The sequence below is a fragment of the Aurantimonas marina genome (assembly GCF_017183135.1).
GTDB classification, from domain to species: domain Bacteria; phylum Pseudomonadota; class Alphaproteobacteria; order Rhizobiales; family Rhizobiaceae; genus Aurantimonas; species Aurantimonas marina.
The window spans coordinates 260,937-276,038 of the sequence record NZ_JADDXW010000004.1; the positions used below are offsets into that span (position 1 = coordinate 260,937).

Consider the following 15,102-nt stretch of genomic DNA (forward strand, 5'->3'; position numbering starts at 1 on the left):
CATTAGGGTTAATGATCCTTTGCCTCGTTGCGCGTCATTGCGATGCTCAGCTGGAAAGCGGCGAGAGCGAGCGATAAAAAGTCGGGGTCAATCCGGCCTCGGACCGGGCGCGATCGTTGAAGGGCGCTTTTACCTGGCCGCGGAAACTGGCGCGAACGAGTTCTTGAAAGCGTTCGGCGGGATCGCGCTGCTCCCGCGCGCAGAGGAACCGGAACCACTTGGCGCCGATCGCAACGTGCTTTTTCTCGTCGCGATAGATGATTTCCAGGATTGCCGCGGTGTCGGCGTCGCCGACGCCTTCCAGCTTTTCCAGAAGCGAGGGGGTCACATCCAGGCCCCGCGCCTCGAGGATCAGCGGAACGACGGCAAGACGCGCGCCGAGGTCGTGCGCCGTCGCTTCCACGGCCTCCCACAATCCGTCATGGGCGGACAGGGCGCCGTAGTGGGTGCCAAGGGCTTCCAGCCTGTGCGCCAACAGGCGGAAGTGCTTAGCCTCTTCCAGGGCGACGGTCATCCAGCCATCGAAGAATGAGCGCGGCACCGATTCGCTGGTAAAGCGGGCAACGATGTCGAGCGCGAGATCGATGGCGTTCAACTCGATGTGGGCGAGCGCGTGGATCAGGGCAATGCGGCCCTCGATCGTGTGCACGGAGCGCCGCTTGACCTTACGCGGCGAAACGAGAATCGGTTCTGCCGGGCGGCCGGGCCGATCTGGCAGCGCAGGATCTCCATGCGCGTGCATGCCGATGCGCCGGCCGAACCATAAGCGGCAGGCGAGGTTGGTGCGCTCCACCTTGGCGTCGAGGTCGCTTTCGCGCAGCGCTTCGATGGTTGCTTGCCGCAGTGTCGACGGCTCCCCGCTGGCTTCGCTCATGTGGCGGATGCGAATTGGCGCGCGGCCTCCAGCACCTCCTCGGCGTGACCGGGCACTTTCACCTTCTGCCAGAGCCGAATGATCGTGCCGTCCGGCCCGACCAGCGCGGTGGTGCGTTCGACACCCATGTAACGGCGGCCATACATGCTCTTCTCGACCCAAACCCCGCAGGCGTCGAGCAGTAACTTTTCCTCATCCGACAGGAGACGGACGGTTAGATCGTGCTTGTCCTTGAATTTGCCATGCTTTTTGACCGTATCGGGCGAAACCCCGAACACCGGGACACCAAGGGAATCGAATTCGCCCTTCAGCCGCGAGAAATCGACAGCTTCAACCGTGCAACCGGAGGTATCGTCCTTTGGATAGAAATAAAGGACGAATGGCGTGCCCTTCAGGTTATCGCGAGAGACGATTTTCCCCTTGTCATCCGGCAAGCGGAATTCGGGGCAGGTATCGCCGGCTGAAAGTGCCATCATGTAGTCCTTTTGAGATCAGGGGCCTGAGAAATCAGCCTCGGGATGTTTTGTGAACCTTTGCTGCCAAAGTTTTTAATCAATATCTCTATCGTGTTGGAGCAGCCATGCCGCCCCCGGCGCATCTTCAGGAGCGAGAATGAGCATCTTTTCGCGTGAGATGGCATGGAGACAGTGCGCGCAGCGTTCGGCGCGCGGGTGATCGGCCCATGAAAACAGCGATTCGGATTGGCGCGGGGCTGGGCAGTCTCGCCATATTCATTGTCCTGGCGATCGGCATTGCCATCAGCGCACTGCTGTGGACCGATCGAGGCGAAAACTTGCTGCGTTGGCAGATCGAACGGATCGCCTCGGCGTTCGTCGGGCCGGACTTTTGGGTCGAATTCGGTCGCCAGCAGGTCGGATTCGGTCCGGCGGGAACTCTCGGTATCCGCTTTTCCGACATCGTGATCAAGGATCGGCGAACCGGTCGGGCAGTTGGAACCGCCGGCAGCGTGCGTGCCGGCGTCAGTCTGGGCGCGCTCCTTGGTGGAAAGCTTTCCGTCGATCGCCTGTCCGTCGAGACCGTGCGTCTCGATCCGTCCATCCGCGACCATTTGCGGTCGGACAAGGAATTCGCTGCGGAAGATCTCTTTGCCTCTATCGACCGCCCATTCGTCGCTATCGAGGCTATCGGGTTGCGCCGTATCGCAATTAGCGATCTCGTCGTGCTCGGCCATGACGCATACCGACTTGAGAACTTCGAGATCGCGGCCGATGCCTCGGGTGAACTTACGATGGACGCCAAGGGCATTGTCGCCGATCACGCACTTGCCTTGTCCGGGACAGCCAAGCTCGATCCGAACCGGCAGCGAATTGTCGAACTCGCGGCGAGAACCTCCGAGCAGGAATTGCAGTGGGGCGGGGGAGCCGCCAACGGTGATGACGACGCGCTCAGGCTCGTGCTGCCGGCAAGCTTCGTCGTTTCGCTCACCACGACGACGTCCGGCCGCCGTATCGCCGCGAGCGTGAAGGGTCACGACGGCAGAATCGTTGGAAAAGCCACGCAACCTGTGGCCACGGCAAGGGGCAGCATCAGCCTTGCCGAAGGCGAGGACGACCTGAGGATCAGCGGTGGGCGGGTCGATTTCGGGACGGCCGAAGCAGAGTTCGCTGGCCGGGTCGCTCTGATTCCGGACGGTTCCGGGCGCCATCGCCTGGAACTTCGCACCACCCGACTGGACTCGACGGCAGGAGGCGTTGGTGCGGTCTCGGCGTCGCTCAAGGCGGTGGGAGCTGTTGATTTCCGCTCGGCGCGTGCGACATTCGACCAGTTGTCCCTGAAGACCGCTCGCGGCGAACTGTCCGGTACCGGCGAACTCACAGGTTTGCATTCCGCGGATCGCGTCCGGCTGGACCTCAACGCAACGGCGCTGACGGCCACGGACATCAGAGCGTTCTGGCCGTTTTTCATTGCCGGCAAGGCCCGCGACTGGGTGCTGGGTCATGTCGCCGAGACCGGATCAATACCGACGGGTTCGCTCGCTCTGGATACCAGTCTTGCGCGGCTCGCCGAGATCGCCGTGCCAGGCGAGGGGCCGACCGGGGACGAAGTGCGGCTTGCGCTCGATTTCGAGAATGGGACCTTCGCGACGATCGGCAACATGCCCGCTGTCGAAACCGTTTCCGGAACGCTGGACTATCGTGACGGCGCGACGCTGATCACGGTCACGACCGGCGGCATCACCGGCTTTCCGAGTCTCGAGATCATGCCGTCCTCGTTGGATTTCGTCCGGGCGGAACATGGCGTGGCCGCGTCGCTGTCGCTCAATCTCGCCGGCGATGCGCCGACGCTGCTTCGGCTGGCTGACCGCGAGCCGGTGGGGGCGTCCCGGAAGCTCGGCTGGCGGAGCGACGACGTAACGGGCCGAGCCAGCGTCGGGGTTGGCGTTGCATTTCTTCTTGGGCAGCTGGCGCCGGAACAAAACAGGTTGGAGAGCTGGTCGGTCTTCGCCGAACTCGATGGGGTTGGCCTCAACCGCCAGATCGATGGACGCGAGATCAAGGCCGTATCCGGGATGGTCACCATCGCCCCCGGCGCGGCTATCGGGGACGTCGCGGCTGCGATCGACGGGATTCCCGCCAGGGTGGAGTTTTCTCAGCCGATCGGACCGAATCCGATCGGCGAGGCGACGCTCGACGTGACCGCGCGATTGACCGACGAAGAGGTTCGCACGGCGTTGCCGATGCTTGGCGAGATCGTCGATGGCCCGCTGTCGGCGCGCTTTACGCGGGTCGGAAGCGAATTTCGCGCCCGGCTCGACCTCGGGGCGGCGCGACTTGACATGCCGGCGGTCGGCTGGAGCAAAGGTCCAGGTGTCCCTGCAACGCTCGCCTTTGATCTGAGCATATCAGGCAAGCAGATCTCGATGCGCAATGTCGAATTGTCCGGGGAGGGGTTTTCGGCCCGAGGCAGCATCGAAGCGGACGGCTCTGGCCTCAGAAGCGTGACGCTGGATAGTGCGGCTCTGAATCGGGGGGACGACATCTCCGGACAGCTCGTCCGCAACGACGGTCGATATGTGCTCGACCTGACCGGCCGCAGCCTGGACGCGCGGGCGATGCTCGATCGGCTTCGCCGGGACGGACTCGCGTCGAAACCGGACCAAGCGAGCAACCGCAAGGCCGTCGACGCCACGATCGTGCTCGACCGCTTGCTGGGGTTCGACGGTGAGGAGTTTCGCGATGCAACAATTCGCTACAAGGCCGGGGGAGCGATCTCGCTTTCAGCCAGCACGAGTGCCGGCCGTCCGATCGACCTCTCGTTCCGGCCACGCGGCGCGGATCGGTTGGTCAGTCTTGCCACTGACGACGCCGGATCGGTGCTCCGCTTCGGCGGGCTTTATGGGCGCATGCAGGGTGGCGCCGCACGCTTGCAGCTCTCGGGAACAGCGTCGGGCGGTTTCAGCGGCCCTTTGACGCTGCAAGATTTTACCTTGGTGGACGAACCGAGATTGGCAAACCTGGTGGGGACCACGCGAACAGGAAACGAAAGTTTGGCAGGTGCCCTCGGCCGCGAGCTCGAAGTGTCGCGCGCCTATTTCGACTCCGCGTCCGTCGGCCTTGCCTGGGACGGCCGTCAACTGCTGGCGCGCGAGGGCATCGTGCGCGGGCCGATCTTCGGCTCGAGCTTCGAAGGCACCATCTATAATTCCAGCGAACAGATCGACATATCAGGCTCGTTTATGCCGGCCTACTCAATCAACCGTTTGTTCGGGGCCCTGCCGTTTGTCGGGGGCATCCTCGGCAACGGGGCAGAGGGCGCGCTGATCGGCATCACCTACCGGCTAGCCGGCGCCTTCGGCGATCCGACTTTGACGGTCAATCCGATTTCGGCGATCGCGCCGGGGATATTCCGCCGGATCTTCGAATATTAGCCGTTACGCTGCCAGACGGAGCACTGTGTCCTCTTTCCGGGATCAGGCGACGGGCCGCACGAGAACGTGCTTCTTACGCCCGACCGACAGTTTGGCGACGCCTTCGGCGAGATTCCGCGATCCCACCATGAGCCGTTCGTCAGATACAGGCTCATCGTTGAGACGGACGGCGCCGCCCTTCACATGCCGGCGCGCCTCGCCATTCGATGCCGCAAGCCCAGCCGACACGAGGAGCGACAGAAGCCCGATACCGGATTCAAAGGACGCCGCCGGCACCTCGATCGTCGGCAGGGTCTCCGCAAGTGAGCCTTCCTCGAAGGTCTTGCGGGCCGTCTCGGACGCCTCGTCGGCGGCCTCGCGCCCATGCAGCATCGCCGTGACTTCGTTGGCGAGGCGCTTCTTCGCCTCGTTGATTTCCGAGCCGCCAAGCGCTTCCAGTCGCGCGATCTCGTCCATCGGCAGTGTCGTGTACAGCTTGAGGAAGCGGCCGACGTCGGCGTCCTCGGTGTTTCGCCAATACTGCCAGAAGTCGTAAGGCGAGAGCATGTCGGCATTGAGCCAGATCGCGCCGCTGGCGGTCTTGCCCATCTTGGCGCCCGAGGCCGTGGTCAGGAGCGGCGAGGTGAGGGCAAACAGCTCCGCGCCATCCATGCGCCGGCCAAGGTCGATGCCGTTGACGATATTGCCCCATTGGTCCGAGCCGCCCATCTGCAGCCGGCAGCCAAAGCGGCGATAAAGCTCGACGAAATCGTAGGCCTGCAGGATCATGTAGTTGAATTCGAGGAAGGACAGCGATTGCTCCCGACCGAGCCGAAGCTTGACCGAATCGAAGGAGAGCATCCGGTTGACCGAGAAGTGGCGTCCGACGTCTCTCAGGAACGACACGTAGTTGAGGTCGAGAAGCCAGTCGGCATTGTCGACCATGACGGCATCGTTCGGACCCTCGCCGAAGCGGATATAGCGCTCGAAGGAGCGCCTGATCCCGGCAAGATTCCGCTGGATCCCCTCTTCGGTCTGAAGCTTGCGCGCTTCGTCCTTGAAGGACGGGTCGCCGATCATGCCGGTGCCGCCGCCCATCAACGCGATCGGGCGATGGCCGGTCTTTTGCATCCAGTGCAGCATCATGATCTGCATCAGCGATCCGACATGGAGGCTGGCTGCCGTCGGATCGAAACCGATATAGCCGGTGACTGTTTCGGTGCGGAACAGCTCATCGAGGGCGGAGTCGCCGGATGTCTGGTGAATGAAACCGCGTTCGCAGAGGGTCGCCAGAAACTCGGACTTGAAACCGGTCATGGGATAGTGATCCTGAGAGGTTCGTGGGAACGCTGAGGTTCCTCCGTTCGTCGAAAGCCGTTTAACAGCCCTGACCAACAATTCCAGATGCGGAGCCGATTTTGACGGATACGCCCCAACGCCGCGCGATCGGCCTGATGAGCGGAACCTCGCTCGACGGGATCGACGTGGCGCTCCTCGACACCGACGGAGACGGCCTCGTGAAACGTGGGCCGGCGCGGGTCTATAACTACGACGTCGGATTCCGGCGCCGTCTGGCCGAAGGGCTCGAAACCGCGAAGTCGATCATCCGCCAGACCGATCGTCCCGGTGATCTGCAAGTCTTGGAGGCCGAAGTGACCCGGCGCCACGCGGAGGCGGTGCGGCGCTTCTTCGCTGATTGCGGGATCGACCCGGCAACGGTCGACATCATCGGTTTCCATGGCCAGACCGTGCTGCATCGTCCCGACAAGGCGCTGACGGTGCAACTCGGGGACGGTGGGCTGCTTGCAGATCTGCTTCATCTGCCGGTCGTCTTCGACATGCGCGCGAACGACATGACCCAGGGCGGGCAGGGCGCCCCCCTGGTTCCCGCCTATCATGCGTCGCTGGCGAAGAATCTGCTGGCCGAATACCGGGACCTTCCGGTCGTCTTCGTCAATATCGGCGGCATTTCCAACGTCACCTATCTGGACGGCGAGCATGACCCGATCGCTTTCGATTCTGGTCCCGGCAACGCCTTGCTCGACCAGTGGCTAGACCGCGAGGCGGGGATTCCCTTCGATCAGAACGGCGCGATCGCCAGCGAGGGCGGTATCCTGACCGCGCTTTCCGAACGCTATCTGTCCGCCGATTTCTTCGCCCGGGCGGCGCCGAAGTCACTCGACCGCTTCGATTTTGCCGTTCCGCCGCCCCGCACCGGCTCGTTGGAGGATGTCGCCCGCACCCTTTGCTTCGTCAGCGCACAGGCCATCCTCAAAGCGGCGGCACATTTTCCCGAGCCGCCGAAACTCTGGATCGTCTGCGGCGGTGGACGGCGGCACCCGGCGATCATGGATGATCTTCGCGATGGCGCCGCGCCGCATGCTCGGGTCGTCACGGCCGAGGAGGCCGGCTTCGACGGCGACGCGATGGAGGCCGAGGCCTGGGCCTATCTGGCGGTCCGCTCGCTCGACGGGCGCCCGCTGACATGGCCGACGACGACCGGCTGCCGCGAGCCATCGAGCGGGGGCAGCCTCGTGCGGCCCGATTCAAGGCGTGCCGCGTCGGTTTGACATTGCAAGACGCTTTGGGCGGAGGCCTCTGCCTATCTCAGTCGTTTGGGTCTGGGGTCCGACAATTCGCCGGCCAGCCGTCGATCGAGATAATCGGCGCATTCGGCGAGCAGCTGGTCGGTATGTTCGCTGAAGAAGTGGTTCGCACCCTCCATCGTATTCTGTGTGATGACGATACCTTTTTGCGTCTTCAGCTTGTCGACGAGCGTCTGCACGTCCTTGGGCGGTGCGACACGGTCCTGATCACCATGAATGATCAGACCAGACGACGGGCAGGGCGCGAGGAACGAGAAATCGTAGGAGTTCGGCTGCGGGGCGATCGAGAAGAAGCCCTCGATCTCCGGACGCCGCATCAACAGCTGCATGCCGATCCAGGCGCCGAAGGAATAGCCGGCCACCCAGCACTGCTTGGAATCGGGATGCAGGCTCTGCACCCAGTCGAGTGCCGAAGCGGCGTCCGACAGTTCGCCGGCGCCATGATCGAATTCCCCCTGGCTGCGGCCGATACCGCGGAAGTTGAAGCGCAGCGTCGTGAAGCCGCGTTCGACGAACATATAGAAAAGCTGATAAACGATCTGATTGTTCATCGTACCGCCAAACCGCGGATGCGGATGCAGCACGATGGCGATCGGGGCGTTCTTCTCCTTGGCGGCCTGGTACCGGCCTTCAAGGCGGCCGGCTGGGCCATTGAAGATCACTTCGGGCATAATTGTCTTCCTTGGCGAGCAGGATTGCTCGGCGGGACGCTTCTTGACGAAGCCCAAGCGGCCTCGTAAGCTCTAGTTTAGAATGATTCAAAACTACCGGCCGACGTCGAAGGCGTCTTTTAGTCCAAGCGCTGCCGAAAATTCAAGAATTTTGCGCCGACGGATCACGAAATCGAACCGCTGCGAGAGCGAATGACCGCAAGCCAGCGACGCCTCTATCTGGATTACAACGCGACGGCGCCCCTGCTCGAGGAGGCGCGGGACGCGCTGTTGTCGGCACTCGAGGCCGCCAATCCGTCGTCGGTCCATAGCGAGGGGCGCCATGCGCGGGCCCTCGTGGAGGATGCGCGCCGGGCGGTCGCCCGGCTCCTGTCCTGCGATCCGGCCAACCTCGTCTTCACCAGCGGAGCGAGCGAGGCGGCCATGACAGCCCTCACACCACGATGGTTGATCGACGGGCGGGAGACGGCGATCCAAAAGCTCGCCGTCATCGACACCGACCACCACTGCATACGCGAAGGCGGCAGCTTCGCGGCGGATCAAGTGACTCGTTTGCCGGTGGATGCGAATGGCATCGTTGATTGCGAGGCGCTTGCGGCCTGGGTCGTCGGGCTCGGCGAGGACAATGTCGGCCAGCTGGCGCTGACCCTGGCCAATTCCGAAACCGGCGTCCTGCAGCCTCTGGATCGCATCCATGCGGCGATCGCGGGCCGTCCCGTCCGGCTGGTGATCGACGCCGTGCAGGCGGTCGGACGCATACCGATCGACCTCGCCGAGACGGGAGCCGACGTGTTGCTGGTCTCCGGCCACAAGCTCGGCGCGGCCAAGGGCGTCGGCGCTCTGGTTCTTCGTCATTCCACGACGCGTCCGTTTCCGTTGATGCGTGGTGGCGGACAGGAGACGGGGCGGCGGGCCGGCACCGAACCGGTTCCGGCGATCGCAAGCTTTGGCGTGGCCGCCGACGTGGCTCGCGAACGTATCATCGAGTCCATGCCGCACAAACTCGCGACACTGCGCCGTCATCTCGAAGCGGCCATTCGTAAAGCGCTTCCGGGCGCCGTCGTGCTCGGCGCGGAGGCGGAACGGCTGCCGAACACGGTAGCAATCGCGGCGCCAGGGCTTCGCAGCGAAACGGCGCAGATGGCACTTGACCTCGCCGGTATTGCGATTTCGGCGGGGTCGGCGTGTTCGTCGGGCAAGGTCGGCCGCAGCCACGTCGTTGCCGCTATGGTCAGTGCAGGCCTTGCCATCTCGGCCGAGGAGGGGGCCATCCGCGTCAGTTTCGGTTACGAAACGAGCGCGGACGATCTCGACCGGTTCGTCAGGGAATACGCCGGATTGGCCAATCGCGTCACGCTCGCGCACCGACAAGATCACGCGGCATGAGGATTCAATCTTGCACTGCGGCTCCGGGAGCCTAAAAAGCAGGACGCATCGTTGCTATGTTAAGTGCCGCGTCGATAATATCGCCGCGGCACACGCCCAACCACCGGACCTTGAATCCGGCGAGTATGGAGAATTGGAATGCCTGCAGTCCAGGAGACCATCGATCAGGTCCGAAAGATCGACGTCGATCAATACAAATACGGCTTCGAGACGCTGATCGAGATGGATGTCGCCCCGAAGGGCCTCACCGAAGACACGATCAGGCTGATCTCGGCCAAGAAGAACGAACCGCAATGGATGCTGGATTGGCGTCTCCAGGCTTTCGAGCGCTGGAAGACGATGGAAAGCCCAAGCTGGGCGCGGCTCGAATATCCGGAAATCGACTTTCAGGACATTCATTATTACGCTGCGCCCAAGTCGATGTCGGGGCCGGCCTCGTTGGACGAAGTAGATCCGGAAATCCTGCGCACTTACGAAAAGCTGGGTATTCCCCTGCGCGAACAGGAGATTCTGGCTGGTGTCGTGAAGCCGGCGGAACCATCGGAGTACGACGAGAATGCGTTGACACCGCCGGGCGCAAACGGCTCCTCGCGCGTCGCGGTCGATGCGGTGTTCGATTCGGTGTCGGTCGCTACGACGTTCAAGAAGGAGCTGCAGAAGGCCGGCGTGATCTTCATGCCGATCTCCGAGGCGATCCGCGAGCATCCCGACCTGGTCCAGAAATATCTTGGTTCGGTGGTCCCGGTCTCGGACAACTTCTTCGCGACGATGAATTCGGCGGTCTTCACCGACGGGTCCTTCGTATACATCCCCAAGGGCGTTCGCTGCCCGATGGAGCTGTCGACCTATTTCCGGATCAACGAAAAGAATACAGGCCAGTTCGAGCGCACGCTGATCATCGCCGACGAGGGCTCGTACGTTTCCTATCTGGAGGGCTGCACCGCGCCCCAGCGTGACGAGAACCAGCTCCACGCCGCCGTGGTCGAACTGATCGCGCTCGACGACGCCGAGATCAAATATTCAACGGTCCAGAACTGGTATCCGGGCGACAAGGACGGCAAGGGCGGCATCTACAATTTCGTCACCAAGCGTGGCGATTGTCGCGGCAAGCGGTCGAAGATTTCGTGGACGCAAGTCGAGACCGGCTCGGCGATCACCTGGAAGTACCCGTCCTGCATCCTGCGCGGCGACCACTCGCAGGGCGAGTTCTACTCGATCGCCGTCTCCAACGGTCGCCAGCAGATCGACAGCGGCACCAAGATGCTGCATCTCGGCCAGAACACCACCAGCCGCATCATCTCGAAGGGGATTTCCGCCGGGCGCTCGAACAACACCTATCGCGGCCAGGTCTCGGCCCACCGCAAGGCGGCCGACGCGCGCAACTTCACCCAGTGCGACTCGCTTCTGATCGGCAACGAGTGCGGCGCGCACACGGTCCCCTATATCGAGACCAAGAACGCCACCGCGCAGTTCGAGCACGAGGCGACCACGTCGAAGATCTCCGACGACCAGCTGTTCTACTGCATGCAGCGCGGTATCCCGGAGGAGGAGGCGGTGGCGCTGATCGTCAACGGCTTCGTCCGTGACGTGATCCAGCAATTGCCGATGGAATTCGCCGTCGAGGCGCAAAAGCTGATCGGCATTAGCCTCGAGGGCTCGGTCGGATAATGTCGCGCCCCAACGCGCCGCAGGATGTCGCCCGCGACGAACAGCTGCGCGCCATCGAAGATGAGATCGAGCAGGCCCAGGAGGCGATCGGGATGGCGCGGGGAAATGCTACCGACTCGACCGTCGCCGATGAACTTGAAGCGCTTCAGAACGAGCGCGATCGTCTTCTGACAGAAATCCAATCGGCCGACGTCGCCGATAAAACCGAACGTTGAAGAAAAGACCGATGCTTGAAATCAAGAACCTTCATGCCCGCGTGGCGGACGACGAGACTGAAATCCTGCGTGGCGTCGACCTGACGGTCCAAGCCGGCGAGGTGGCCGCGATCATGGGGCCGAACGGCTCCGGCAAATCGACCCTGTCCTACATTCTCGCCGGTCGCAGCGATTACGAAGTGACCGAGGGCGACATCCTCTACAACGGCGAATCGATCCTCGAGATGGACCCGGCCGAGCGTGCTGCCGCCGGCGTTTTCCTCGCCTTCCAGTATCCGCTGGAGATACCGGGCGTCGCCACGATGACGTTTCTCAAGACGGCGCTCAATTCCCAGCGCAAGGCGCGCGGCGAGGGCGAGTTGACGACGCCGGACCTGATGCGCCGGGTGAAGGCGGCGGCGGCCGATCTCAAGATCGACGCGGCGATGCTGAAGCGCCCGCTCAATGTCGGATTTTCCGGCGGCGAGAAGAAGCGCGCCGAAATCCTGCAGATGGCGTTGCTGGAGCCCAAGCTCTGCGTCATGGACGAGACCGATTCCGGCCTCGACATCGATGCGTTGAAAATCGTCGCCGACGGGGTCAACGCGTTGCGTTCGCCGGAGCGGTCCTTCCTCGTGATCACTCACTATCAGCGTCTGCTCGATTACATCGTGCCGGACACGGTGCATGTCCTCTACAAGGGACGGATCATCAAGAGCGGCGACAAGGAACTGGCGCTGCAGCTCGAAAACGAGGGCTACAGCCAGATCATCGACGAGGCGGCGTGACGATGAATGTGCATCAGATGAACCCGCGGACGCCGGCGGAAACGGCGCTGATCGAGCGTGCCGAAAGCACCGGCGTTGTCGCTGACGCCAAGGATCCGGCGGTCGAGGCGCTGCGCCGCGATGGCCTACCGAACCGGCGCGTCGAAGCGTGGCACTACACGGATCTTCGCTTGTTGATGAGTCGTTTGGACGACAAGTGCACAACAGCCGCGGTCCCGTCGGGCGAGGGAGGGACGCTGCTGTCGCCGCTCCTGCCGAACAGCCATGTCGTCGAGATCGGCGCGCCTGACAATGGCGCGGCACCGGCGGGCGTCACGGTTTCGGCGATTACGGAATCGGCGGATTGGAGCCGATCGCCGAACCACCTCGACCGGCCGGTCGATACGATCCGGCTTTTGAACGCGTCCTTCGGCGCGGCGGCCGTCGCCATCGAGGTCGCGCCGAATACCGACGTGACCACGCCGCTGGAACTGCGTTCCCAGGCAGGTGATCGCTCGCATGGCCTGGCGCGCTGCACCGTCGGCGACGGCGCGAAAGCGGTGTTCGTCGAACGGATCGAGGGCACGGCGTCGTCGACGCCATCCACAGGCATCTCGCATCTGGCGATCGGCGAGGGCGCCGATGTGCTCTGGATCGTCGATCAGGCCAAGGGCCCGTCGGCCGCGCATCTCGGCCAGCTCAATGTCGAACTCGGCACCGACGCCTCGTTCCGGATGTTCGTGCTCAACACGGGCGGCGCGCTGGTGCGCTATGAGGTGCATGCCGAGACCATGGGCGAGGGCGGCGAGATCAAGATCCGCGGCGTCAATCTCATCGAGAAAGGCCAGCATATCGACGTGACGACCACCTTGAGGCACACCGCTCCGCATACGACGGCAACCGAGACGTTCCGCAATGTCGTCACCGGCGGTCACGGCGTATTCCAAGGCATGATCAAGGTGGCCAAGGAGGCGCAGAAGACCGACGCCAAGATGGCCTGCAACACGCTGCTCCTGTCGGACGACGGCGATTTCTCGGCCAAGCCGGAACTGGAGATCTTCGCCGACGACGTGCAGTGCGGTCATGGCGCGACCGCCGGCGAGATCAACGCAGACCATCTGTTCTACCTGATGTCGCGCGGCATCCCCGAACAGTCGGCCCGAGCACTTCTGGTGAAGGCTTTCGTCGCCGAAATCGTCGAGGAATTGGAACACGAGGCCGCCGAGGATGCACTGATGCAACGCATCGACACCTGGCTCGAACGGAGCCACTGATCGTCGCTGCTTTTTCATCCGGTCGCAATTGGGCGGCCCTGATCAGATCCAGCCTAGTTTCGCGAGCCTCCGGGTTCGCCACGGGAGTTCGTTTCCATGAAGGCCGAAGCGATAGCCGCTGACATCGGGGCTTACGACGTCGAAGCCGTGCGCCGGGATTTTCCCATCCTGTCGAAACAGGTCTACGGCAAGCCGCTGGTCTATCTCGATAACGGCGCCTCGGCGCAGAAGCCGCGCGCCGTTCTCGACGCAATCCAGAAGGCCTATAGCGAAGACTATTCCAACGTCCATCGCGGGCTGCATTTCCTGTCGAACAAGGCGACCGAGGAATTCGAAGGCGCGCGGGACAAGGTGCGCGACTTCCTCAACGCCGCGAGCAGCGAGGAAATCGTCTTCACCCGCTCGGCGACCGAGGCGATCAACGTCGTCGCCTATGGCTACGGGATGAACGAGATCGGCGAGGGCGATGAGATCGTCCTGACCATCATGGAACACCACTCCAATATCGTGCCCTGGCACTTCATTCGCGAGAGGAATGGCGCCAAGCTCGTCTTCGTGCCGGTGGAAGACGACGGATCGATCGACATCGAGGCCTTTGAAAAGGCGATCACACCGCGCACCAAGCTGGTGGCGACGACCCATATGTCGAATGTGCTGGGCACGGTCGTCGACGTGAAGGCGGTGACCGCGCTCGCTCACGCCAAGGGCATTCCGGTTCTTGTCGACGGCAGCCAGGCCGCCGTCCACATGCCGGTCGACGTCCAGGACATCGGGTGCGATTTCTATGTGCTCACTGGTCACAAACTCTATGGCCCGACCGGGATCGGAATTCTTTACGGTCGGCGCGAGATGCTCGAGCGCACACGGCCGTTCAACGGCGGCGGCGAGATGATCGTCGAGGTCACCGAGGAGACCGTGACCTACAATGCGCCGCCGCACCGCTTTGAGGCCGGCACGCCACCGATCGTCCAGGCGATCGGGCTCGGCGCCGCGATCGACTACATGAACATGATCGGGCGCGAGAAGATCGCGGCCCATGAGGAAAGCCTCAGGGATTACGCGCATGAGCGGCTGAAGGCGGTGAATTCGGTCCGGATCTATGGCGATGCGCCGGACAAGGGGGCGATCGTCTCCTTCGATCTGGAAGGCATCCACGCCCATGACGTGTCGATGGTGATCGACCGCGAGGGCGTCGCGGTCAGGGCCGGGACCCACTGCGCCCAGCCGCTCTTGAAGCGTTTCGGCGCGACCTCCACATGCCGGGCATCATTTGGTATGTACAACACGCTGGCGGAAATCGACCGCCTCGCGGAAGCCCTCGAAAAAGCCAGGCGCTTCTTTGCCTGACGACCGGGCCTGAGGATCAATTCATGACCGACGAAGCCGAGATCAAGATGCCGGCGAACGACGACACTCCGAACGCGAACGGTGCGGTGGCCCCCGAGGACGCGGCGCCCGTGTCGGCGCTGCCCGCGGAGGAGTTGACACGCCTCACCGACGACATCGTCGGCGCGCTGAAGACCGTCTATGATCCGGAGATTCCGGCCGATATCTACGAACTCGGCCTGATCTACAAGATCGACATCGACGACGAGCGCAATGTCGATGTCGAGATGACGCTGACGGCGCCCGGTTGCCCCGTCGCCGGCGAAATGCCGATCTGGGTCGAGAACGCCGTCGCTTCCGTCGCCGGCGTTGGCCAGGTCCGGGTCGACCTCGTCTTCGACCCGCCGTGGACGCCGGAGCGCATGAGCGAAGAGGCGCAGGTCGCCGTCGGCTGGTTCTGAGCAGCGA

Annotated in this window: 14 protein-coding genes; 9 read left to right on the top strand and 5 right to left on the bottom strand. The window is 63.2% G+C overall.

What is annotated here, in order from left to right; all coding sequences use genetic code 11:
* Window positions 1-46: 46 nt before the first annotated feature.
* The 3 genes from ING15_RS07110 to ING15_RS07120 are packed head-to-tail and all read right to left on the bottom strand — an operon-like array spanning window position 47 to window position 2,153.
* Window positions 47-874, bottom strand: a complete 828-nt coding sequence (locus tag ING15_RS07110) for a ferritin-like domain-containing protein (protein ID WP_206454086.1) — start codon at window positions 872-874, stop codon at window positions 47-49.
* Window positions 871-1,350, bottom strand: coding sequence for a peroxiredoxin (locus tag ING15_RS07115; RefSeq protein ID WP_232845613.1), 480 nt, complete (start codon window positions 1,348-1,350; stop codon window positions 871-873). The genes ING15_RS07110 and ING15_RS07115 overlap by 4 nt, the downstream gene beginning before the upstream one ends.
* On the bottom strand, window positions 1,347-2,153 hold the full coding sequence (locus ING15_RS07120) for a hypothetical protein (RefSeq protein ID WP_206454088.1): 807 nt from the start codon (window positions 2,151-2,153) through the stop codon (window positions 1,347-1,349). Before ING15_RS07120 ends, ING15_RS07115 begins: the two co-directional genes overlap by 4 nt.
* On the opposite strand from ING15_RS07120, the gene ING15_RS07125 reads away from it, so the two are divergent.
* Window positions 2,124-4,763, top strand: a complete 2,640-nt coding sequence (locus ING15_RS07125; RefSeq protein WP_206454089.1) for a hypothetical protein — start codon at window positions 2,124-2,126, stop codon at window positions 4,761-4,763. The genes ING15_RS07120 and ING15_RS07125 overlap by 30 nt on opposite strands.
* A gap of 42 nt (window positions 4,764-4,805) precedes the next feature.
* On the opposite strand, the gene tyrS is transcribed toward ING15_RS07125, so the two are convergent.
* A complete protein-coding gene (gene tyrS / locus ING15_RS07130) occupies window positions 4,806-6,059 on the bottom strand; it encodes a tyrosine--tRNA ligase (RefSeq protein ID WP_206454090.1) in 1,254 nt (417 codons plus the stop codon).
* A gap of 98 nt (window positions 6,060-6,157) precedes the next feature.
* Between tyrS and ING15_RS07135 the strand changes: the two genes are divergently transcribed.
* A complete protein-coding gene (locus tag ING15_RS07135; protein ID WP_408628683.1) occupies window positions 6,158-7,312 on the top strand; it encodes an anhydro-N-acetylmuramic acid kinase in 1,155 nt (384 codons plus the stop codon).
* Window positions 7,313-7,344: 32 nt separating this feature from the next.
* Here the strand turns inward: ING15_RS07135 and ING15_RS07140 are convergent, their stop codons facing one another.
* Window positions 7,345-8,019: an alpha/beta hydrolase gene (locus ING15_RS07140; protein ID WP_206454091.1), complete on the bottom strand. Its 675-nt coding sequence runs from the start codon at window positions 8,017-8,019 to the stop codon at window positions 7,345-7,347.
* Window positions 8,020-8,211: 192 nt separating this feature from the next.
* Here ING15_RS07140 and ING15_RS07145 point away from each other — a divergent pair, with 192 nt between their 5' ends.
* The 7 genes from ING15_RS07145 (at window position 8,212) to ING15_RS07175 (ending at window position 15,095) form a co-directional block, all read left to right on the top strand.
* Entirely contained in the window at window positions 8,212-9,405 is a 1,194-nt protein-coding gene (locus ING15_RS07145; RefSeq protein ID WP_206454092.1) for a cysteine desulfurase family protein, read from the top strand.
* 138 nt (window positions 9,406-9,543) lie between these two features.
* Window positions 9,544-11,073: a Fe-S cluster assembly protein SufB gene (gene sufB, locus ING15_RS07150; RefSeq protein WP_206454093.1), complete on the top strand. Its 1,530-nt coding sequence runs from the start codon at window positions 9,544-9,546 to the stop codon at window positions 11,071-11,073.
* A complete protein-coding gene (locus ING15_RS07155; RefSeq protein WP_206454094.1) occupies window positions 11,073-11,288 on the top strand; it encodes a hypothetical protein in 216 nt (71 codons plus the stop codon). The genes sufB and ING15_RS07155 overlap by 1 nt, the downstream gene beginning before the upstream one ends.
* 11 nt (window positions 11,289-11,299) lie before the next feature.
* Window positions 11,300-12,055 (top strand): Fe-S cluster assembly ATPase SufC, encoded by a 756-nt coding sequence (gene sufC / locus ING15_RS07160; protein WP_206454095.1) that lies wholly within the window; start codon window positions 11,300-11,302, stop codon window positions 12,053-12,055.
* A 2-nt stretch (window positions 12,056-12,057) separates the two neighbouring features.
* Entirely contained in the window at window positions 12,058-13,308 is a 1,251-nt protein-coding gene (gene sufD, locus ING15_RS07165; RefSeq protein WP_206454136.1) for a Fe-S cluster assembly protein SufD, read from the top strand.
* A gap of 96 nt (window positions 13,309-13,404) precedes the next feature.
* Window positions 13,405-14,655, top strand: a complete 1,251-nt coding sequence (locus ING15_RS07170) for a cysteine desulfurase (RefSeq protein WP_206454096.1) — start codon at window positions 13,405-13,407, stop codon at window positions 14,653-14,655.
* A gap of 23 nt (window positions 14,656-14,678) precedes the next feature.
* Window positions 14,679-15,095: an SUF system Fe-S cluster assembly protein gene (locus tag ING15_RS07175; protein ID WP_232845614.1), complete on the top strand. Its 417-nt coding sequence runs from the start codon at window positions 14,679-14,681 to the stop codon at window positions 15,093-15,095.
* The last annotated feature ends 7 nt before the right edge of the window (window positions 15,096-15,102 follow it).